Source organism: Rhodococcus sp. C26F, from assembly GCF_053345925.1.
Genome location: NZ_JBKFBA010000044.1, coordinates 11,110 through 31,413 on the forward strand (window position 1 = coordinate 11,110; position 20,304 = coordinate 31,413).

At 65.4% G+C, this 20,304-nt stretch carries 19 protein-coding genes and 3 pseudogenes; 10 read left to right on the forward strand and 12 right to left on the reverse strand.

The features are described from left to right. Positions 1–32: 32 nt before the first annotated feature. Complete coding sequence (locus ACLBYD_RS26625) at positions 33–1,046, reverse strand: hemolysin family protein (protein WP_447818785.1); 1,014 nt, start codon at positions 1,044–1,046, stop codon at positions 33–35. Beyond that, complete coding sequence (locus ACLBYD_RS26630; RefSeq protein ID WP_447818786.1) at positions 1,039–2,448, reverse strand: hemolysin family protein; 1,410 nt, start codon at positions 2,446–2,448, stop codon at positions 1,039–1,041. Before ACLBYD_RS26630 ends, ACLBYD_RS26625 begins: the two co-directional genes overlap by 8 nt. A gap of 379 nt (positions 2,449–2,827) precedes the next feature. On the opposite strand from ACLBYD_RS26630, the gene ACLBYD_RS26635 reads away from it, so the two are divergent. Then, positions 2,828–3,811: a TerC family protein gene (locus ACLBYD_RS26635; protein WP_447818787.1), complete on the forward strand. Its 984-nt coding sequence runs from the start codon at positions 2,828–2,830 to the stop codon at positions 3,809–3,811. Positions 3,812–4,548: 737 nt separating this feature from the next. Here ACLBYD_RS26635 and ACLBYD_RS26640 read toward each other — a convergent pair. The 10 genes and pseudogenes from ACLBYD_RS26640 to ACLBYD_RS26685 form a co-directional block, all read right to left on the reverse strand. After that, entirely contained in the window at positions 4,549–4,728 is a 180-nt protein-coding gene (locus tag ACLBYD_RS26640; protein ID WP_447818788.1) for a hypothetical protein, read from the reverse strand. 494 nt (positions 4,729–5,222) lie between these two features. Further along, positions 5,223–5,552: pseudogene (locus ACLBYD_RS26645) on the reverse strand (transposase); the annotation flags it as partial. A gap of 140 nt (positions 5,553–5,692) precedes the next feature. Next, positions 5,693–6,234, reverse strand: a pseudogene (locus ACLBYD_RS26650) (IS5/IS1182 family transposase); the annotation flags it as partial. Between the two features lie 123 nt (positions 6,235–6,357). Next, positions 6,358–6,726 (reverse strand): IS3 family transposase, encoded by a 369-nt coding sequence (locus tag ACLBYD_RS26655; RefSeq protein WP_447818789.1) that lies wholly within the window; start codon positions 6,724–6,726, stop codon positions 6,358–6,360. Further along, positions 6,723–7,007 (reverse strand): annotated as a pseudogene (locus tag ACLBYD_RS26660) (transposase); the annotation flags it as partial. The pseudogene ACLBYD_RS26660 and the gene ACLBYD_RS26655, both read right to left, overlap by 4 nt. A 52-nt stretch (positions 7,008–7,059) precedes the next feature. Beyond that, positions 7,060–7,704 carry an ABC transporter ATP-binding protein gene (locus tag ACLBYD_RS26665; RefSeq protein ID WP_447818790.1) on the reverse strand — a complete coding sequence of 215 codons (645 nt, stop codon included), beginning with the start codon at positions 7,702–7,704 and terminating at the stop codon, positions 7,060–7,062. Then, positions 7,701–8,633 carry an oligopeptide/dipeptide ABC transporter ATP-binding protein gene (locus tag ACLBYD_RS26670; protein ID WP_447818791.1) on the reverse strand — a complete coding sequence of 311 codons (933 nt, stop codon included), beginning with the start codon at positions 8,631–8,633 and terminating at the stop codon, positions 7,701–7,703. Before ACLBYD_RS26670 ends, ACLBYD_RS26665 begins: the two co-directional genes overlap by 4 nt. Then, entirely contained in the window at positions 8,630–9,466 is an 837-nt protein-coding gene (locus ACLBYD_RS26675) for an ABC transporter permease (protein WP_447818792.1), read from the reverse strand. The genes ACLBYD_RS26670 and ACLBYD_RS26675 overlap by 4 nt, the downstream gene beginning before the upstream one ends. After that, on the reverse strand, positions 9,459–10,412 hold the full coding sequence (locus tag ACLBYD_RS26680; protein ID WP_447818793.1) for an ABC transporter permease: 954 nt from the start codon (positions 10,410–10,412) through the stop codon (positions 9,459–9,461). The genes ACLBYD_RS26675 and ACLBYD_RS26680 overlap by 8 nt, the downstream gene beginning before the upstream one ends. 86 nt (positions 10,413–10,498) lie before the next feature. Beyond that, entirely contained in the window at positions 10,499–12,007 is a 1,509-nt protein-coding gene (locus tag ACLBYD_RS26685) for an ABC transporter substrate-binding protein (RefSeq protein ID WP_447818794.1), read from the reverse strand. Positions 12,008–12,568: 561 nt separating this feature from the next. Between ACLBYD_RS26685 and ACLBYD_RS26690 the strand changes: the two genes are divergently transcribed. The 9 genes from ACLBYD_RS26690 to ACLBYD_RS26730 form a co-directional block, all read left to right on the forward strand. Continuing rightward, a complete protein-coding gene (locus tag ACLBYD_RS26690) occupies positions 12,569–13,276 on the forward strand; it encodes an urease subunit beta (protein ID WP_447818795.1) in 708 nt (235 codons plus the stop codon). Between the two features lie 23 nt (positions 13,277–13,299). After that, complete coding sequence (gene ureC, locus ACLBYD_RS26695) at positions 13,300–15,015, forward strand: urease subunit alpha (RefSeq protein ID WP_447818796.1); 1,716 nt, start codon at positions 13,300–13,302, stop codon at positions 15,013–15,015. Positions 15,016–15,024: 9 nt separating this feature from the next. Then, the gene (ureG, locus tag ACLBYD_RS26700) at positions 15,025–15,651 is read left to right on the forward strand and encodes an urease accessory protein UreG (protein ID WP_350246614.1); all 627 of its coding nucleotides are present in this window, start codon (positions 15,025–15,027) and stop codon (positions 15,649–15,651) included. Further along, positions 15,648–16,496 carry an urease accessory protein UreD gene (locus ACLBYD_RS26705; RefSeq protein ID WP_447818797.1) on the forward strand — a complete coding sequence of 283 codons (849 nt, stop codon included), beginning with the start codon at positions 15,648–15,650 and terminating at the stop codon, positions 16,494–16,496. Before ureG ends, ACLBYD_RS26705 begins: the two co-directional genes overlap by 4 nt. Before the next feature lies 1 nt (position 16,497). Continuing rightward, positions 16,498–17,019: an urease accessory protein UreE gene (locus ACLBYD_RS26710; protein ID WP_447818798.1), complete on the forward strand. Its 522-nt coding sequence runs from the start codon at positions 16,498–16,500 to the stop codon at positions 17,017–17,019. Beyond that, complete coding sequence (locus tag ACLBYD_RS26715) at positions 17,009–17,698, forward strand: urease accessory protein UreF (protein ID WP_350246619.1); 690 nt, start codon at positions 17,009–17,011, stop codon at positions 17,696–17,698. The genes ACLBYD_RS26710 and ACLBYD_RS26715 overlap by 11 nt, the downstream gene beginning before the upstream one ends. An 82-nt stretch (positions 17,699–17,780) precedes the next feature. After that, the gene (gene urtA / locus ACLBYD_RS26720) at positions 17,781–19,031 is read left to right on the forward strand and encodes an urea ABC transporter substrate-binding protein (RefSeq protein ID WP_447818799.1); all 1,251 of its coding nucleotides are present in this window, start codon (positions 17,781–17,783) and stop codon (positions 19,029–19,031) included. A gap of 26 nt (positions 19,032–19,057) precedes the next feature. Continuing rightward, complete coding sequence (gene urtB, locus ACLBYD_RS26725; protein ID WP_447817360.1) at positions 19,058–19,942, forward strand: urea ABC transporter permease subunit UrtB; 885 nt, start codon at positions 19,058–19,060, stop codon at positions 19,940–19,942. Then, a partial coding sequence (locus ACLBYD_RS26730) for an ABC transporter permease subunit (protein WP_447817361.1) occupies positions 19,942–20,304 on the forward strand: 363 nt, incomplete at its 3' end. The genes urtB and ACLBYD_RS26730, both read left to right, overlap by 1 nt.

The window sequence follows — 20,304 nt, forward strand, 5'->3', positions numbered from 1 at the left end:
CGGATACCCGGCCACCGGGGGATAGGTCTTGGTCAGGCTGCGCTGTCGGCGGTGGGCATGAGTCGGGTGAGCACGTCGTTGAGGGTGATCAGCCCGACCACCGACCCGTCGTCGGTGACCGTCGCCAGGTGGTTGCGGGTCTCGCGCATGGTGCGTAGCGCCTCGTAGACCGGGACCTGCGCCTCCAGGGTCAGCGCCGGGCGCATCAGCTGCGCTGCGGTGATCCCCGGTTCGGCTGCGAGGGCGTCGCGCACGTGCACCACCCCGTCGACGTGGCCGTTGCCGCGCACGAGCAGCCGCAGATGCCCGGTGCGCCGGGCGGTTTCCCGGATCAGCAACGGGTCCGCTTCGGGTGAGACACTGCTGGGACGCGCGTTGGGTCGGACGATGTCACCGACCGTGAGCGCCTCGAGTTCGAGAGCGCTGGTCAGGTGTCCGTGGTAACGCTCGTCCAGGGTGCCGACGGTGGCCGAGTGCTCGACCAGATGCCGCAGAGCGTCGGGGTCCTGACCCGCGGCGACCTGGTCGACCGGGTCCACACCGACCTTGCGGAGGCACCAGTTGGCCATGTGGTTGAGCTGGACGATCACCGGTCGGGCAAACCACATGAATGCGCGCATCGGGATCGCCAGCATGGTCGCCGACTTTTCCGGGTGCGCGATCGCCCACGACTTCGGTGCCATCTCCCCGACCACCAGGTGCAGGAAGGTGACAATGATCAGCGCGAGGACGAATCCGGCCACATCGGCCAGCCACAGGGGCGCTCCCCAGCTTTCGAAGGCGGGCGTCAACCAATGGTGCACGGCGGGTTTGGTCACCGCACCCAGGGCCAGGGTGCACACGGTGATGCCGAGCTGGGAACCGGCGAGCAACACCGACAGCTCCGAGGCGCTGCGCAGTGCGGCACGGGCGGAACGACTGTTCGCAGCGGCGTCCTCGAGACGGTGGCGGCGGGCGGCGATCAATGCGAATTCGACCGCGACGAAGAACGCACTCGCTGCGATCAGACCGGCGGTGACCGCCAGCACGATCCACGGGTTATCCATCGGTATTCTCCGCTCCGTGAGAACCGGCAACGCGGCCCGGGGCCGAGTCGGTGTCCGTCACCGAGATGCTCACTCGCACCAGGGACGGCACGTGCTTGTCGATTTCGAGCACCTCGGCATGCAGGGCGCGAACGCGTGGTGCACTCTCGTGCACCAGATCGGCCGGATCCAGGTCGAGTGCGATCGTGACGCTCTGCCCCACCTCGGGTAGCCCGCCGTATTCGGCGATGACCAGACCGGCGAGGGTTTCGTAATCACCGTCGGGCAATTCGTGGCCGAGGGTGCGGGCGACCTCGTCGAGGTGCACGTCGCCGCGGATACGCCAGCCGTCACCATCGAACACGATGACCTGCGCCTCGAGAGCCGGGTCGTGCTCGTCGGCGATCTCGCCGACCAGTTCTTCGGCCATGTCCTCGACGGTGACCACTCCGGCGAAACCGCCGTACTCATCGATGACCAGGGCCATTTCCTCTTTCTCTTCGGACAGGCGGGCGAGGACGTCCGGCAACGGCAGCGTGGTCGGGACGATCACCGCCGGCCGCAGAGCCTGCTCCACGGATCCGGTATCGCGGGCGCGGTCGAGCAGATCGTGCAGGTGCACCACCCCGAGCAGGTCGTCGGCACTGTCGCCGACGACCGGATAGCGGGTGTGCCCGGTGCTCATCTTCGCCAGCACCCGGGTGAGCGGTTCGCCGGCGCGGACGTAGTCCACCCGGGCCCGCGGGATCATTGCGTGTTCGGCAGTGCGAGTGGGGAAGTCGAGTATCCGATCGAGCAATGTGGACAACTCCCACGGCAATTCACCGGTATCGCGGGACTGCGCGACGATGTGCTCGAGATCGCGCGGCGTCGCCGAATGCTCTACATCGTGTACAGGTTCGATCCGCAGCATCCGCAGCAGCAGATTCGACGAGGCATCGAACAAGGTGATCAGCCAACCGAAGATCTTCAGGTAGATCGTCGTCGAGAGCGCCAGCCATCGGGCCACCGGCTCGGGGCGTGCGATCGCCAAGTTCTTCGGGAACAGTTCGCCGAAGACCATCTGCACCACGGTGGAGAACGCCACCGCGAGCACGGTGCCGATCGCGATCCCGACCGCCGTGGGAATCCCGACGCCGCCGAGCAACTCACCGAGACCGCTGCCGATCAACGGTTCGGCGACGTAACCGACGAGCAGCCCGGTCACGGTGATACCCAACTGCGCGCCGGACAGCATGAACGAGGTGCGACGAGTGACCGACAGGGCGCGGGCGGCAGCATTGTCACCGGCCGTGGCGCGGGCCTTGAGCCGAGAACGGTCCACGGCCATGTACGCGAATTCCTGCGCGACGAAATAACCGGTCAGCGCCGTGATGGCCAGGACGACGAGGATGCCGAGTGCGATGCCGGCGGCGGTCAGCACGGTCCGGTCCGATGTGCGGTAACGGACAGGGCGTCACACGGGGGCTGGGAGGGTCTTCGAGGTTTGCGCTTAGCGCGTCTCATGGCTCTCTCTGCGGTAGGAAACAACTACCCGATCCAGTATATGGACATCCTTAGGATCAAACGATCTGTTCCTTCTCACCATCGAACGTGTCGGCAACGACTGCCCCAAGTCCGGATAGGGCCGTCCGACTCTATGGCACAATCGTGGAAGCTGTGGAGGGGAGTATCCCCGAGTCCGCGGCGGTCTCGTCAATACGTTCGGCGCCGATGCCGTTCCGGGGCCGCCGGTCCGGTAATGCTCCGGACGGGAGAGACCTCCGGCAGGTATACACCTACCGGAAGGCTGGGGAATTCCTATGCAAGTGTCTTTGACAACCTGGTTGATCACCATCGCCGTCATCGCGGCGCTGTTCGTGTTCGACTTCTACGCGCACGTCCGTAAACCGCACGCGCCGACCCTGCGAGAGTCGGGATTCTGGTCGGCGGTGTTCGTCGCCCTCGCCCTCGTGTTCGGTGTGTTCGTGTTCCTCACGTGGGGACCGACCTACGGCGGGGAGTACTTCGCCGGCTACGTCACCGAGAAAGCACTGTCGGTGGACAACCTGTTCGTGTTCGTCATTCTCATGGCAACGTTCGCGGTGCCGCGTGAGTACCAGCAGAAGGTCCTCACGATCGGCATCGTTCTGGCGTTGGTCATGCGAGGGATCTTCATCGCCGTCGGTGCTGCGGCGATCAACGCCTACAGCTGGGTCTTCTATCTGTTCGGGTTCTTCTTGATCTACACCGCCGTCAAGCTGATCCGCGATCACGGCGATGAGACCGAGAGCGTATCCGAGAACAAGATGGTCGTCCTTGCCCGCAAGTTCCTGCCGGTGCACAACGAGTACGACGGCGACAAGCTGGTCACCAGGATCGATGGCAAGAAGATGGTCACCCCGATGCTGCTCGCGCTCCTCGCGATCGGCTTCACCGACATCCTGTTCGCACTCGATTCGATCCCGGCGATCTACGGACTGACCGAAGAGCCGTATCTCGTGTTCACTGCCAACGCCTTTGCCTTGATGGGCCTGCGCCAGTTGTTCTTCCTGATCGGCGGCCTACTCGAACGTCTGGTGTACCTGTCCTACGGACTGTCGGTGATCCTGGCATTCATCGGCGTCAAGCTGGTGCTGCACGCCCTGCACGAGAACACCCTGGGCTGGATCAACGGCGGCGAACACGTGGCGGTCCCCGAAATCTCCACCGGACTGTCGCTGACCGTCATCGTCGGAGTTCTCGTCATCACGACCGTCGCAAGCCTGCTGAAAACGAGGCGGACGAAGGAAACTGCCGGTAGTTGAGCGCACACCGGCAACGACCACGTCGCCGAGGACCCTCCGTCGAAGAACGGATCCGGGGACGAAAGACCTGTGTCCTCGGGCCCTTCCGCGGCCTCCACGGCAGCGCGACGAAGTAACCGGTCAGCGCGGTGACCAGATCGGTGCAACTCGGCAGTGACGCTGCAATCGGGTACTGATGCAAAGGATCTGCAGGCCTAGGGCGGTGTCCCAGATCGCGCAGACCGCCGCAGCCATGCACGGCGACCGCCCACGACCTGGCCGACGCACTCGCCGCCGGCCGCGGGGCCGACACGGGCCGGGTCGCCTTCGCCCGCACCGAACTGGCCCGTATCCGCGACGGCGACCCTGCCCCCTCCGCGGACGGACGCAGGTGACCCGGGTACGAGCAGGACTGCGGATTCGTTCCCGGAATCGAGTCCTCGAGGTGCGCACTGCTGTGACGGCAATCGGACTCGGGAACGCGTCCGCCGACCGATTCACCAGCCGACTCGGCGCTGGTCCATCACTCGCCCGCAGTAGATATCGCTCGTCGGCCTCTGCGGCGGGTCCGGACCCCTGATCCTGTTCCTGGTGAGCCTCGGCGGTTTGCGCTGCGCTGTCGTCACACTGGACGCATCCGACGATGCGTACCATCTCTCCCTGCGTTTGGCGCGATGCCTGGATGCTTTGACCGGCATGTCCGCAAGCGCAGCCGGATCAGTTCCGACTGGGCACACTGCCCCTCGCCCGAGTAACCGTCACCGGGGTTGGTCGATGCGGCTCCGGGACCGGGACGGACCGAGCAGATGCTGCACAGCCTCGAAGTCGCCGGCACTCGGCGCATATCCGGACAACGCGCGAACCACCGCCTCGAGATCCTGTTCGGTGACCGGGTGTGCCGAGCAACCGGCAGCCAGGGAGGCGGAAAGACAGGCCATGACAACTCCTCGGAGACAGCCAGGCCGGCGCAGCGAGGACGAAGGGCACCCGAGCGGGCCGGACAACGCGGATCGAACGGGGCAGAGACCACCTGAACGCATCACCATGATCAGCTGTACCCCACAGGATTGTCGGTCATTCCTTCGCCGGGGGACACCGCGACGCCACCGCCGTGAACATGTTGGGTAGCGTGAGCGAAACACACCCTCGCGTACCGACCCGCACTGAACCAGCGATCGACGGTACAGCCGTGCCCTGCAGGAAGAGCGGACCGAGGCGCCGACACGCCGCCGAGGCAGCCGCACCCGTGCAACCGACACGGCAGCAATTCTCCGAAATCGACACGTACTCATCGTTCTTGACTATGGTCAGGACGTCACCGCAGCGTCGACCCGGTGACTTCGATCGGTACGGCGCGGTCCGTCCGATATCCGAGAGCCCTCGTCACTCGGGGAGGAGTGGCGAGGGTTTCTCGGAACACTCTCCTGCACTGCACATACGCTTCCATCGCCACCGCGTACAGCGCCTTGTCGATGCGCCGGCGGCGTTCAAGCAAGGATGGGAAGAACGACCCGGACCGCAACTTGGGGATCTTCACCTCCACATCGCCACTGGTGGTGGCCACGGTCTTGGTGCGATACCCGTTGCGATCGGTGATGCGCTTGTCGGTGCGCTCGTACCGGCCGGCGCCGAGCTTGTCGGTGGCCTCGGCTTCGATCAGCGCCTGCAGGCCGGTGCGGATCAGTTCGGCGAACACGGTGGCGCTGTCGGCGCCCTTGAGTGCGTCGAGTTGGGCGAGCAGTGCAGAATGGTCGTAAGTCATCGCGTGGATGCTTCTGTGAGTCACTTTGGTCGGTAACTCGTTGATCACTACGCGATGGCCCACCCTTCGCGAGGGAGCGACACGCCGCGGACCTGGCCGGATGTCCTCAGTCGATTCCCACCACTCCTCGGGACTTACCCATGCTGCGGTAGCGGTCCGACCATGTCCGGAACCTGGCGGATCGTCGGTTCGAGCAACGGTGAGTCGTGCCGGTTCGCACCCGCCGACACCATCGCCAGTAGGATCCCACCGACGTCGCACACCACCGAACGTTTGGTGCCCTGCTTGCCACGGTCGACCGGAGAACGTCCAGAAACCTCTCCACCGCACTGGATTTCGTGATCGACCCGTCGACCGCCAGGTGATCGAGATCGAGGCCGAGCATCCGGTCGTACGCGGTCGGCGCAGCGCGCAGGACCTCGACGCCGATCCCGCGCTCGGCCCACTGGCCAACCGTCGGCGGATGGTGCGATCGGAGCAGCCGGCAGTGGCGATGCGTTCGAAAGCCGCTGCCGTGCACCAGCGCGGCGAGGATGTGCTCGAACACCACTCGGTCCGACACGCGGCGGCGCTGGCAGCCCCGAGGATGTGTCGGATCGAACTCGGGGCGGGCATCGGTGCCGAGGTGGGCGGAGAACTCGACCCACAGGGGTTCGATGAGACAGACTGGCAGCAGAGGCACGGGTACTCCGGGTGATCATGGGACTTCAGCAATCACATGATCAACTCGAGACCCGTGCCTCTACCTGTATCGACACGCCGCAACGTCACCCGGGTTGAACGGACGCATCATTTGCCGGAGCCTCTAAGCGGTATTCCGATTTTTTCGGAATACCTCTCCGTCTCCTGCCGACCCGACTCTCCCATGAGGTGATGTCGGCAACCCACAGTTGGTCCGGCGCTGAGGCGCGAATCCGCGTTTGACCAGGTCGGCGGGCCTGTCGGTGTCCGGTGCGGCGATGGTGGTCCGCGGGTTCTTCGTCCTTCCGATACCGCGAAGCCCTGCGGTGCGCATCAAGCGTTCGGCGGTGCACCGGGCCACCTGGGTTCCTTGTCGATTCAGCTCCGCATGGACCTTGTGGGCCATGTAGTCGGCGTAGTTCTCGGCGTGGACTCGGTGGATCGGCTCGACCCCGTAATCGGCTTTGTGGGCGTCGATGTAGTCGACGATCACTTGAGTTTACGGTCGAGCTCCGCTGCCGCGAAAACGCCGAGGCCGTTTTCACGATCTCGTTGGCACGCCGCAGTTCTCGGTTCTCGCGTTCGAGTTCGGCAATGCGTTTCGTCTCGTCCCGGACGGACACCACCGTCGATCTCGGCCTGACGAACCCAGGTACGCAGGGCCTCAGGGTGGATGCCCAGTTGATCAGCGATTCGCTTGATCGCTCCTGTTTTGGATCCTGGATCGCGGCGTGCCTCGACTACCAGTCGCGTCGCTCGTTCCTGCAGCCCCTCCGGGTACTTTCGCGGTGCTCATGGATCTCATCCTTCCGCGTGATGAGACCCTTCAACAGCCCGGTACGCGACAGGCAACGGTTGCATCCAACTCTGACAACTGGTCGGCCCAGGCGTGGAGTAGGTCGTGGTTGTGGCTGATGGCGAGGACGCCGAGGCCGCCGCGGGTTTCCTCGGTGATGACGGCGGTCAGCGCCGCGGTGGTGGCCGGGTCGAGCATCGAGGTCATCTCGTCGCAGATCAGGTAACGCGGCCGCTGGACGAGAGCGCGCGCAAGGCAGGCGCGTTGGAGTTGCCCGTCGGACACCTCATGGGGACGACGGTCGAGGAGATCGCCGGTCAGCCCGACTCGCTGTGCAGCAGCGTGGACGGTGTCGGCGCGACCTCGGCGGGTGCGGAGGGGTTCGGCGATGATCCGGCATAGGGTCCACCGTGCGGTGACGGCCTGTCGGGGTGACTGGAACAGCATCGCGACCGTGCCAGGTACAGCTACGGACAGCGGCTTGTTGTCGAGGGTGATGTGGCCGTGTTGCGGGGTGTGCAGTCCGGCCAGGACGCGCGCGAGGGTGGTTTTGCCGCTGCCGGATGCTCCGGTGAGTCCTGTGATGCTGCCGGCGGGAATGGTCAGGCTGACGTTGGTGAGCACAGGCTCGCCCCCGTGATGACCGGCGGTGATGCGGTGGGCCTGCAGACTCACGAGACGGCCCCGATCAGGCGACGCACGGACCGGTCACCATGTTGTGCGATGTAGGTGGGGCCGCCGGAGAATCCGGGTGCGGGTCGGCGTCGGTGGTAGACGCACTCGTTCGGCAGATCGGTCAGGGTCGGGGGCATGCCGGGGATCGGGTGCAGTCCGCCGCTCGGTAGCGCGGCAAGCAGGTCGCGGGTGCAGGGGTGCCAGGGGTCCGCGAACACCGCTGCGGTGGGGCCGGTTTCGACGATGCGGGAGGCGTACATGACGGCGATGCGGTCGGTGTGGGCCGGGAGGGTGTCGAGGTCGTGACTGATGAGCAGGACCGCAGCCCCGGCGTCTGCGGCCGCCCGGAGGAGCTGCAGGGTCTGCTCGGTCAGGTCGGGATCGAGATTCGAGGTGGGTTCGTCGGCGACGATCACCTGCGGGTCACCCGCGAGGGCGAAGGCGATCGCAGCGCGTTGGGCCATGCCTCCCGATAGTTCGTGCGGGTAGAGGCCGGCGACCGCGGGCTCGAGGCCGACCCGGGTCAACAGCGCGACGGAGGTGTGCGTCGAGCGTAGGTGCCGGCACGTTTCCGCGAGCTGGTCGCCGACGCTGCGGACCGGGGTGAGGTAGGTAGCGGCGGACTGCGGGATCCACGCGATCCGGCGGCCGCGGACCTTCCGCCAGGTGCGCGCCCCGGCTCCCTCGAGGTGGACGTCGACGCTGCCGGGATGGTGGAGGGTGATGCCGCCGTGGACGGTCGCTGCCCTCGGCAGCAGCCCGCAGATCGCGGCGCCGACGACGGATTTTCCGCAGCCGGATTCGCCGACCAGGGCGTGCACCTGCCCGGCGGTCAGGGTGAGGTCGACATCGGTGGCGGCGTGCACGGTTCCGGCGGCGGTCGGGATACGGACGGTGAGCCCGTCGAGGGTCAGCGCGGGGGTGGTCATCGGATAGCCCTTTCCGGCAGTGGCGGGGTGATGCGGTCACGCACGGCGGCGCCGACGACCCCGACGGCGAGAGTGGTGACGACCAGTGCGGCCGCGGGGAACAGAAGGGTCCACCAGGCACCGGTCAGCACGGCGGCGCGGGCGTCCTGCAGCAGCGTCCCGAGCGACGCCTGGTCCGGAGGCAACCCGAGGCCGAGGAACGAGAGCGTGGACTCGTGCCAGATCGCGTGCGGGAGCAGCAGAATCACCGCGACGATCCCCTGCCCCGCGGCCGCCGGGACGAGATGGGTAATGGCGATCCGGGTGCGGGTCGCGCCGGACAGGCGCGCGGCCTCGAGGTAGGTGGCCGAACGCGCGGCGCGGACCTCGGCGCGCGCGATGCGCGCGACCTGCGTCCAGTGGGTGAGCGCGATCGACGCGACGATCGCGACCAGATTGCCGGGATAGAGCGCGACGACAACGATCCCGAGGAGCAGGTGCGGCAGCGCGTTGATCCCGTCGACCAGCCGCATCACGATCCGGTCGACCCAGCCGCCGAGTGCGCCGGCGGCGACACCGACCGCCACCCCCAAGACTGCGGAGGCGACCGCGCAGACCGCGGCGATCACCAGGGACACCCGCAGCCCGGCGGCGGTGCGGACGAACAGGTCCCGGCCGGCAAGGTCGGTGCCGAACCAGTGCGAGCCGGAAGGCGGTTGGTAGGCGGCTGCGAAGTCGGTCAATCCTGGGTTTGTCCCGGTCAGCATCGGGACGACCAGCGCGTACACCGCGATCACGGTGAGAACAACGATCGCCCCGATCAGGCTGTGGGGGCGGCGCAGGAGGCTACGCATCGTCGGCCACCCGCGGGTCGAGAAACGCGTGTGCGAGGTCGGCGAGCAGCGACCCGGCCAGCACCAGCCACGTGGTGCCGATCGTCAGTGCCGCGAGCAGCGGGAAGTCCAGTTCGCGGGCGGCGGTGACGAGACTGCCGGCGAGCCCGGGCCAGGAAAAGATCTCCTCGACGATCGCCGCTCCGACGAGCAGCTCGGGCAACCGCAGCCCGATGACGGTGGTGAACGGCCCGAGCGCGGCGGGCAGCAGATGACGGCCGACCACGACCGGTTCGGGCAAGCCCCGGGCGCGAGCGCCGAGGACGGCGTCGGATTCGGCAGCGCTGCGCACGGATTGACGCAACGAGTGCACCAGCCACGGCAGCAGTGACAGGGTCAGCACCGCCGCCGGCAGGACCAGATGCCGGGCGACCTGCGCGGCGGTGGGGTCGGCGCCGGGATCGGTCAGCCCTGCCACCGGCAACCACCGCAGGGATACCGCGAAGATGGTCACCGCGCCGAGGGACAGCACGAACGGGGGCACGGCCTGCACCACCGTCGTGGTGGCCGCGATGGCGCGGTCGAGCCGGCTTTGGGGGCGCAGGCCCGCCCACATCCCTGCGACCAGCGCGATCACGATGGCGGCAGCAAGTGCGGTGCCGGACAGCAGCAGTGTCCACGGGCCGCGCTCGGCCAGCACGGTGGTGACCGGTTGGGCGTAGCTGCGCGAGGACCCGAGGTCGCCGGTGACGGCATGGCCGATCCAGCTCGCCCACTGCTGCCACCACGAGGCGTCGAGTCCGAGTTCGGTTGCCACACGCTGTTTGTCGGCCGTCGACATCGTCAGATAACGGTCCCCGAGATAGCCGACGAGCGGATCGAACGGCGAGCCTGCAGCCAGGGCGAACAGCACGAGCGAGACCGCTGCGGTCAGCGGGATCGCGAACAGCGCACGCCGGATGCTCATCCGAACAATCCCCCGGCCACGGCGACGACGAACGCAGGGTGTCGTGGACTCTGGGGCGGCTGATACCGGCCGGGTGACGGTGGTGGTCATGGCCGCGTCCATTCGCGCAGGTTCCACCACGGCCCCCACGAGGCACCGTGACTGTGCGGCTCCAGAATCGGGGTGCTACCTGTGTACTCGGTGTCCCTGGAGACATAGGTGTGGTCGAGGAACACGAGCATCACATAGCCGGGATCGGCGACATACGCCGACTGGACGCTGCGGTACTGCGCGGCGCGCTCGTCGGGGTCAGTGGTACGGCGCGCCGCATCGAGAGCGGCGTCCACGACCGCGTTCACATAACCGGAGGCGTTGTCGTAGGGCGAGCCGACACCGGGCCGGGCGTAGCTCGAGTGCAGCGTGCTGTAGATCTGCGGATCCGGGTCGTAGGGCAGGTCACCGCCCCCGAGCAGACCCGCCTCGACCGGCAGCCGATCGGGCAGGCTCGCGCGGTCGACCGGCTGCACGCTCACCCGCACCCCGATGCGGTCGGCGTCGGTGGCGAACGCCTGCGCCAGGTCGCGGCGCAGGGTGTCCTCGGGGAAGTACATGACCGTGAACTCCGCACGGACTCCTGCCTTCTCACGCACTCCGTCGGCGGATCGGATCCAGCCGACGGCGTCGAGGATCTGCTCGGCGGCGGCGGGGTCGAACTCGAATGCCGCGGTCGGCTCGTACGCCGCGCCGTACACCTCGGGCAGCGGCGTCGACGCGGGACGCCCGTAACCGGCCAGCACGTGGTCGACGATCGCCTGCCGGTCCACCGCCCGGTTCAGCGCGGCGCGGATCGCCGGGTCCGCGGTGACCGGATTGCCGGCGGGCAGACTCACCCCGCGCCAGTCGGCGGAGGTGTTCGACGCCACCTCGAACCCCGGCCGCTCGGTGAATGTCGCGGCCAGCCGAGGCGGCAGGTTCGCGCCGTCGACCTCCCCCGCGACCAGCCGTTGGGCGCGCGCATTGTCGTCCGGGACGTGCACCACCGTCAGGTGCTCGATCTGCGGTGCACCGTCCCAGTAGTCCTCGTTCGCCTCGAACACCGCCTGGTCCGGGCGCAGCGATACCAACGTGTAGGGGCCGGTGCCCACCGGATCGGTGTTCAACGGCGACTCCACCGCCGGGCCGCCGGACAGTCGCTCGGCCGGTGCGATACCAAGCAGCAGCTTCGTCGGGAACGCGGCGTAGGGGTACTTCAGGTCGAAGCGGACCTGGTGCGGGTCCTCCGCGGTGACAGCTTCGATCATGTCCATCGACGTCGCCAACGGCGATGCCGATGCGGGGTCGAGGATCGCCCCATAGGTCGCCGCTATATCGGTCGCGTCGAACGCGGTGCCGTCGGTGAAGGTGACTCCCTGCCGCACCGTCACCGTCCACACCAGCCCGTCGTCGCTCACCGTCGGCATCTCCGCAGCCAGTGCCGGCTCGAAACCAGGCATGGCCTCTCCCCCGATCAACCGCAGCAGCCCGTCGTAGATCTTCGACTCCCCCGCTTCACCGTGACCGGCGACCGGGTTGTAGCCGCCGAGTTCGTAGCCGTCCGCGAGAATCACTGCGCCCATGCGGGGTGGAGGCGAACCGGGTGTCGAGGCACAGGCCGTCGCCGTGGCGACGATCGTCAGGACAGCGGCTACCAGCCGGCTCCGGGGACGTGGGCGCACATGCGGTCCTTCCTGTCGGGGCGCCGTCGTGCGGCACCTGAACGGCATCGAAGCTTGCTCAAACTAGGTTCTGGCTTCTTCACGAATCCGATATCTGCTTGCTCGCAACTGTTCATCTGCACAGGTGCGCAGGTGAATCTGCAGGGTGTGCTCGCGTCCATCGTGTGTCGGGTCGACGGGCGAGAACGTGATTCGAGGGACGAAAACCCTCGCCTGCGTTGAGAAGCGGGACGAAGCGAACGGCCACATTCTTCATCGTTGCCGGATGCGGTCAAGATAGCAGAAATTCGGATGTGAAAAGCTGCCCGGATCAGTATGTTTCGTCATTGTTTCGATCTGCTTACTTCTGAACGATAGGGGCATCTGAACTTGCTTCATTCACCTTCGGGAGACAATGATCACTGGCATGCAACACCGATCTGGTGTTGGTCTTCGTCATCCCCGTAGCAGAGGAGCTGTGCTGTGCACTTGACCCCCAAGGAAGAGGACCGGCTTCTCCTTTTCCTCGCCGCGGAGCTGGCACGACGCCACAAGGACAAGGGCCTCAAACTCAGCTACCCCGAAGCCCGAGCACTGATCGCCGACGAGGTCGTCGAAGCCGCCCGCGCCGGCGCCACCGTCGCCGAAGCAGCCCACGTAGGTGCCCACTTGCTCACCGAAGACGACCTTCTCCCCGGCGTCGCCACCCTCGTAGGCACCGTCCAGGTAGAAGGATTCTTCGATGACGGACAGAAACTCGTCACCATTCACGACCCCATACGCCCGGGAAACAACACCACCTCCACCGAACCCGAGGTGAACCCCGGCGAGATACTCGTCGAAGACGGTGACATCGAACTGAACCGCAACCGGCGAAGCACGACGCTGACCGTGGTCAACACCGGTGATCGCCCCGTCCAGGTGGGTTCACACTTCCACTTCTTCGAGGTCAACCGCGCTCTGCTGTTCGATCGGCGCACAGCCTACGGAATGCACCTCGACATCGCGTCGGGCACAGCAGTCCGATTCGAGCCCGGCGAGGAACGGTCAATCCGGCTGACCACCTTCGGTGGGACGCGAGAACTGTACGGGCTCAACGACATGACCAACGAAACACTGCGTGAACAACCGTCCCGAGAACTCCTGGACGCTCTGGACCGCGCCGGCTTCCGTCGGTCCACTCCCGCCTGACAACCACGCGAAGGGAAAAGCCAGTGTCTATTCGCGTATCGCGACGCCACTACGCAGAACTTTTCGGTCCCACCACCGGAGACCGAGTCAGACTCGCCGACACCGAACTCCTCGCCCGCGTCGAAGCAGACGACACCGTCTACGGCGACGAATCCGTCTTCGGCGGCGGCAAAACCATGCGCGAAGGGATGGCGGTCCACAACTCCATCACCAACGCCGACGGCGCCCTCGACTTCGTCATCACCAACGCATTGCTCATCGACCCGGTCCTAGGCATCCGCAAGACGGACATCGGCGTCAAGAACGGGCGCATCGCCGCGATCGGCAAGTCCGGCAACCCACGACTGATGGACGGCGTCCACCCCGACCTCATCATCGGTGCCGGCACCGATGTCCGCTCGGGCGAAGGAATGATCGTCACCCCCGGCGCAATCGACGTGCACGTCCACTTCGACAGCGTCGGCTTGATCGAAGAAGCCATCTCCAGCGGAATCACCACCATGATCGGCGGCGGCCTGGGACCCGTCACCGTCGGCATCACCAGTTCCGGCCCTACAAACTTGGCTCGAATGCTCAGAGCCGTAGAACAATTCCCCCTGAACTTCGGATTCCTCGCCAACGGCAGCGCCGCCCACGTCGCCCCACTGATCGAACAAGGCCTCGCGGGCGCCATCGGATACAAGATCCATGAGGACTGGGGTGCAACACCGGCCGCTATCCGAGCCTCACTCGATGCGGGCGACGAACTGGGTCTGCAGGTACAGATTCACTCCGACACCCTCAACGAAGCCGGATTCTTCGAAGACACCATGCGTGCCATCGCCGGTCGCAACATCCACACCTACCACGCCGAAGGCGCCGGCGGCGGACACGCCCCCGACATCATGCAAGTAGTCGGCGAATCCTACTGCCTCCCTTCCTCGACGAACCCGACAAACCCCTACACGATCAACACTTTCGATGAACATCTCGACATGGTGATGGTCTGCCACCACCTCAATCCCCGGATCCCTGAGGACGTCGCGTTCGCGGAATCCCGCATCCGGCGCGAAACCATCGCAGCCGAGGACGTCCTCCACGATCTCGGTGCAATTTCAGCCATGGGATCGGACTCGCAGGGTATGGGTCGCATCGGGGAAACAATCGCCCGCACCTGGCAACTCGCATCCCATATGCGCGCCACCCGCGGAGCGCTTCCCGAGGACGCGGGAACCGGTGCAGACAACCACCGCATCCTCCGCTATCTCGCCAAACTCACCATCAATCCGGCCCGCATGTTCGGAATCGACCACGAAGTGGGATCACTCGAACCAGGCAAACTCGCCGATTTCGTGCTGTGGGAACCCAAGTTCTTCGGCATCCGCCCCGAGGTCGTCTTCAAGGGCGGGTTCCCCACCTGGTCTGTCATGGGAGAAGCGAACGCCTCACTCATGACCTGCGAACCCCTCAAGTACCGACCTCAATGGGCAGCATTCGGCAAGACCCCATCCGATGTGTCCGTCAACTTCGTTGCCGGCGCCGCCATCGAGGGAGGACTCGCGGACTGCCTCGAGTTGGCAACACCCCTCATCCCGTGCATAGACGCCCGGTCGAGAACCAAGAGCGACCTTCTTCACAACGATTACTGCCCCGACATCCGGATCGACCCGGACACCTACCGGGTCGAAGTGGACGGCGAGCTCTGCACCAGCACACCCATGACGTCCGTTCCACTCGGACGCAGATACACGATCAAGTAGGAGACGGACATGACCGAAGCAATCCGTATCGGTATCGGCGGACCCGTCGGCTCGGGCAAGACCCGGCTTCTCGAGCGGCTCCTACCGATGTTCCAGGCTGCAGGCATCGACATCGCAGTCATCACCAACGACCTCATGACCGACGAGGACGCGCAGCGTGTGCGCCGCAGCGGACTGATCGATCCCCAGCGCGTTCTCGCAGTCGAAACCGGCGCCTGCCCGCACACGGCAATCAGGGAGGATCCGTCGGCGAACCTCACAGCGGTCGCACGCCTCGAGCACTCGTTCCCCGGACTCCAGGTCGTCCTGATCGAATCAGGTGGGGACAATTTGGCCGCAACCTTCACCTCCGATCTCGTCGACTACTGGATCTTCGTCATCGACACCGCCGCCGGCGATGACATCCCGCGCAAGAAGGGCATCGGAATGCTCCAGGCGGACCTTCTGGTGATCAACAAGATCGACCTCGCCCCGCTCGTCGGCGCTGATCTCGACCGGATGCGATCGGACGTCGCGCACGCTCGCCCTGGTAAGCCCTCCGTCTTCACCGACCTCGGCTCCGGCACGGGCCTCGATGAGCTGTTCGAACTCATCGTGCGAGGCGCGATGCTGGAAAACATGGCATCGGCGCCATGAGCGCCCTGACGACCGAGGCCGGCACGGAAAGCCTGCTCGAATGCACACTCGTGCGGGGCCGTACGGGGAGAACCCAGATAGCCTCGCTGCGTCAGCAGTTCCCGCAGCGCATCACCGTGCCGATGTACGCGGACCCGAACAACACATCAGCGGCGTTCGTCTGCATTCAGAACCCCACCGGAGGGATCTTCCCCGGGGACAACCTCGTTACGCGATTCGCCACCGGCGACAACACATGGCTCTATCTCACCTACCAGTCGGCCACACAAGTCTTCGCCGGCCAAACGGGAGCGTCGCAAACGACGGTACTGGACATCGGCACCGGGTCCGTCGTCGAACATGTCTCGAAAACAGTTATTCCTCACGGTGGTTCGGAGTATCGACAGCACAACGTCATCAGTGTTTCCGACACCTCCGTGTACATCGGCTGGGAAGCGTTCGCTTCTGGCCGCATCGGTCATGGCGAACGATTCTCTTACCGCAAACTCAGTGCCCAGACCGACATCTACCACCGCGGTCGACTCAAGGCACGGGACACCATTCACCTCGCTCCCCCTGAGACCGATCCGCAAGCACCCGGAGTACTCGGTGGACACGACTATGTGGCGTCGATACTCGTCGTCGCACCCGGCCATGATCTTTCCGACCTTGCCGGGGACGTTCACGCCACCCTGGATACGACTCCACACCTCGCCGGTGCAGCAAGCGCGCTTCCCGACGACCTCGGAATATCCATCCGACTGCTGACCGATCGCGCTCCCCTCCTGCACCAAATTCACCAGGAACTCTGGACCACCGTCCGACGCGCTGTTCTCCAGCTCGGACCTCTCACTCCAAGGATGTGACATGGAAGCGACAACGATCCTCGGAGACGCCACCGACCTCGAATACGCACATCGACAGATCGACACCGTCCACATTCCATGGGGTGACGCACGTAAACACCGCCAAGTGCTGACAACCCTCGGCGGACACGAGTTGACCGTCAATCTCCCACGAGGCACCTTCCTGTCCGAGGGTGCAGTGATCGCCGACGACGGAACAACCATCGTCGTCGTCACTCGCCCATCAGAGGACGCCGTCGTCATGGATTTCGCGGACAATGTCGGCGCCGACGCGGTACGGAGAGCATTGGTCTTCGGCTACATCCTGGGCAACCAGCACGCCCCACTGGAAGTCTCTGCCGACCAGCTCCGCACCCCTCTCATGACCAGCGCGCACGCTGCCGAGCAGATGCTGCGCGATTTGCACCTGAACGCCCGAGTCGACGAAGTCGCCCTGGCCGCACACGGCTGGACCAATACCTCAGCCGACTACCACCACACCCACGGCACGAGTCACTCACACGGGCACGGCCATGGTCACTGAACCGCTGGTCGCAGAGTTGGCCTGGCTGCAACTCCACGACAGCGCATTCCCCTCAGGTCGCTTCGTCCATTCCAATGGCCTCGAGGGATGGTTAGCGGCTCATCCAGACGCCGAGGAAACACAGATACGTGCTGTGGTCCGTGCCTACATCAGCGGGAGTGTGGCGACTCTCGATGCGGTCGTCCTAGGCCATGCGTGGGCCGCCGACTCCACAGAGACCCTGTGCGAACTCGACCACCTACACCGGGCCTACAAGATCACCCACGCAGCACGTACCTCATCCGAATCCTGTGGGCGACAACTCGCCACAGTTGCCCGGCGAACACTCACCGTGGCCACCGACATCGAGTACCTCGAAGTCGTGCTCGCAGGGCACACACCCGGAAACCAAGCCGTCGTCGAGGGCGTCGTACAACAAGCACTCGGCATCGAACGCAGCCGCGCAATCGCCGGCGCCATCCGCTCGAGCTATGCAGGTCTGCTCTCCGCCGCGGTACGCCTCGGTCGCATCGGCCCGATGCACGCGCAACAGCTCATCTTCGACGACACCTCATGGATTGCAGATCTCACGCGAACAGCCGAATGCGCACCGCTCGCGACGGTGACCTCGTTCGTACCGGAACTGGATATCGCCGCGATGCGACACGAAACCGCCACGGCACGGTTGTTCAGCACCTAGCCTCCCCTCCCCTTTTTCCACGATCCGGCCTCAATGACGCGGACCAGATCCAATTGTTGTGACGCGCCCGAAAGGTCCCCTCATGTCAACATTCAAGCGTCCACTTCTTGCGTCAGCTACCGCCATCACCATGGCCGTGCTTATGACAGCCTGCGGAAGCAAGGCCAACGACTCCGGCACCAGTGCCTCAGCATCGTGCGTCGACACCTCCGGCGACACCGTCAAGGTCGGCGCCATCAATTCACTGTCCGGCGCCACCGCCATCAACGAAACCGTCATCCGAGATGCCATCACCCTCGCGGTCGAACAAATCAACACGGACGGCGGAGTGCTCGGCAAGCAGCTCCAGCTCATCGCCGAGGACGGCGCATCCGAGCCGACGGTGTTCGCCGAGAAGGCCGAAAAGCTCATCGGATCCGACTGTGTCGCAGCTGTCTTCGGTGGCTACACCTCCGCAAGCCGCAAGGCCATGCTGCCGGTCTTCGAGGACAACAACGCCCTGCTCTATTACGGCCAGCAGTACGAAGGCCTCGAGTCGTCGTCGAACATCTTCTACACCGGCGCGACCACCAACCAGCAGATCGTGCCCGCCCTGGACTACCTGAAGGAACAGGGCGTCAAGTCGCTCTACCTCGTCGGTAGCGACTACGTCTTCCCGCAGACCGCCAACCGCATCGTCAAGGAATACGCCGAGGCCAACGGCATCGAGATCAAGGGCGAGGACTACACCCCGCTCGGCTCCACCGACTTCTCCACCATCGTCAACAAGATTCGCACCGCCGACGCCGACGCAGTCTTCAATGTGGTGGTCGGCGACTCACTGGTCGCGTTCTTCCGCGAATTCGCCAATGTGGGCCTCACCAGCGCCGATATGCCAGTCATCTCCATGTGCGTAGGAGAAGAAGAAGTTCGCAGCATCGGTGCCCAGAACCTCGAAGGCCACCTGGCCTCCTGGAACTACTACCAGACGATCGAAAGGCCCGAAAACAGCAACTTCGTTTCTGAATTCAAATCCCGTTTCGGCGACACCCGAGTGACCTCCGATCCGATGGAGTCGGCATACACCGGCGTCTACCTCTGGAAAGAAATGGTCGAAAAGGCTGGATCCTTCGACGTCGGTGCAGTTCAAGACGCAGCCGACGGCGTCTCCATCACCACCCCCGAGGGCACTGTCACGATCGACGGTGACAACCACCACATCACCAAGACCGCCCGCATCGGTGAGATCCGCGGCGACGGCCTGATCTACACCGTCTGGGAGTCCGACGGCGCCATCGAGCCCGACCCGTACCTCGAGTCCTATGACTGGGCGTCGGGCCTGTCCGGTAACTGAGCACGGAAGCCGAAGGGGGAGACGACATGGATGTCCTTGTAGGACAGCTCTTCACAGGATTGAGTATCGGATCGATCCTGTTGCTGGCAGCGCTGGGGCTGTCGCTGACGTTCGGCCAGATGGGCGTGATCAACATGGCCCACGGCGAATTCATCATGGCCGGCAGCTACACGGCGTTCGTCGTGCAGCAGGTGATCTCGTCGGCCGGGGTGTCCCTGTTCGTCTCCCTCCTCGTCGGCTTCCTGGTGGGCGGCGTGATGGGTGTGATCCTCGAGGTCACCCTCATCCGCCGCATGTACCACCGTCCGCTCGACACCCTGCTGGTCACCTTCGGTGTGGGCCTGCTGCTGCAGCAGGCCGCCCGCGACATCTTCGGCGCCCCCGCCGTCAACGTCGTCGCACCGTCCTGGCTCTCCGGTGGTGTGGAGATCTTCGGGGCCGTGGTCCCGAAGACCCGCCTGTTCATCCTCGCCCTCGCCGTGGTGTGCGTGGTCGCCCTGATCGCGTCGATGAAGTACACGCCGATGGGACGACGGATCCGGGCCGTGGTGCACAACCGCGATCTCGCCGAGACGGTCGGCATCTCCTCGCGCCGCACCGACATCACCACCTTCTTCCTCGGCTCCGGTCTCGCCGGCCTCGCCGGTGTGGCCCTGACGCTCATCGGCTCGACCAGTCCGACGATCGGTCAGTCGTATCTCATCGACGCCTTCCTCGTGGTCGTCATCGGCGGTCTCGGCCGTATCGAGGGCGCGGTGCTCGCGGCCGTCGCACTGGGCCTGCTCAATTCGTTCATCGAGTACTCCACGACCGCGTCGATCGCGAAGGTCATCGTGTTCGTGCTCATCGTGATCTTCCTGCAGGTCCGTCCGCAGGGCCTGTTCGCCGTCAAGACGAGGAGCCTGGTCTGATGTCCCCGACACTCTCGACCCGCACCTTCACCCGACCCGGACCCGTACGCACCGCAAGCGGATTCGCGATCGCCGCGATCGTCCTGTTCGGTCTCGCCCCCGCCGTGCTCTCCGATTTCCGTCTCGGCCTGCTCGGCAAGTTCCTGTGCTTCGCGATCGTCGCCGTCGGCATCGGTCTGGCCTGGGGTCGCGGTGGCATGCTCACCCTCGGCCAGGGTGTCTTCTTCGGCCTCGGCGCCTACATCATGGCGATGCACCTGAAGATCTCCGACGCGCAGCTCCGCGGCGAGACGGTCCCGGACTTCATGCAGATCGCGGGCATCCGGGAACTACCCGCCTACTGGGTGCCGTTCGCCTCCCCC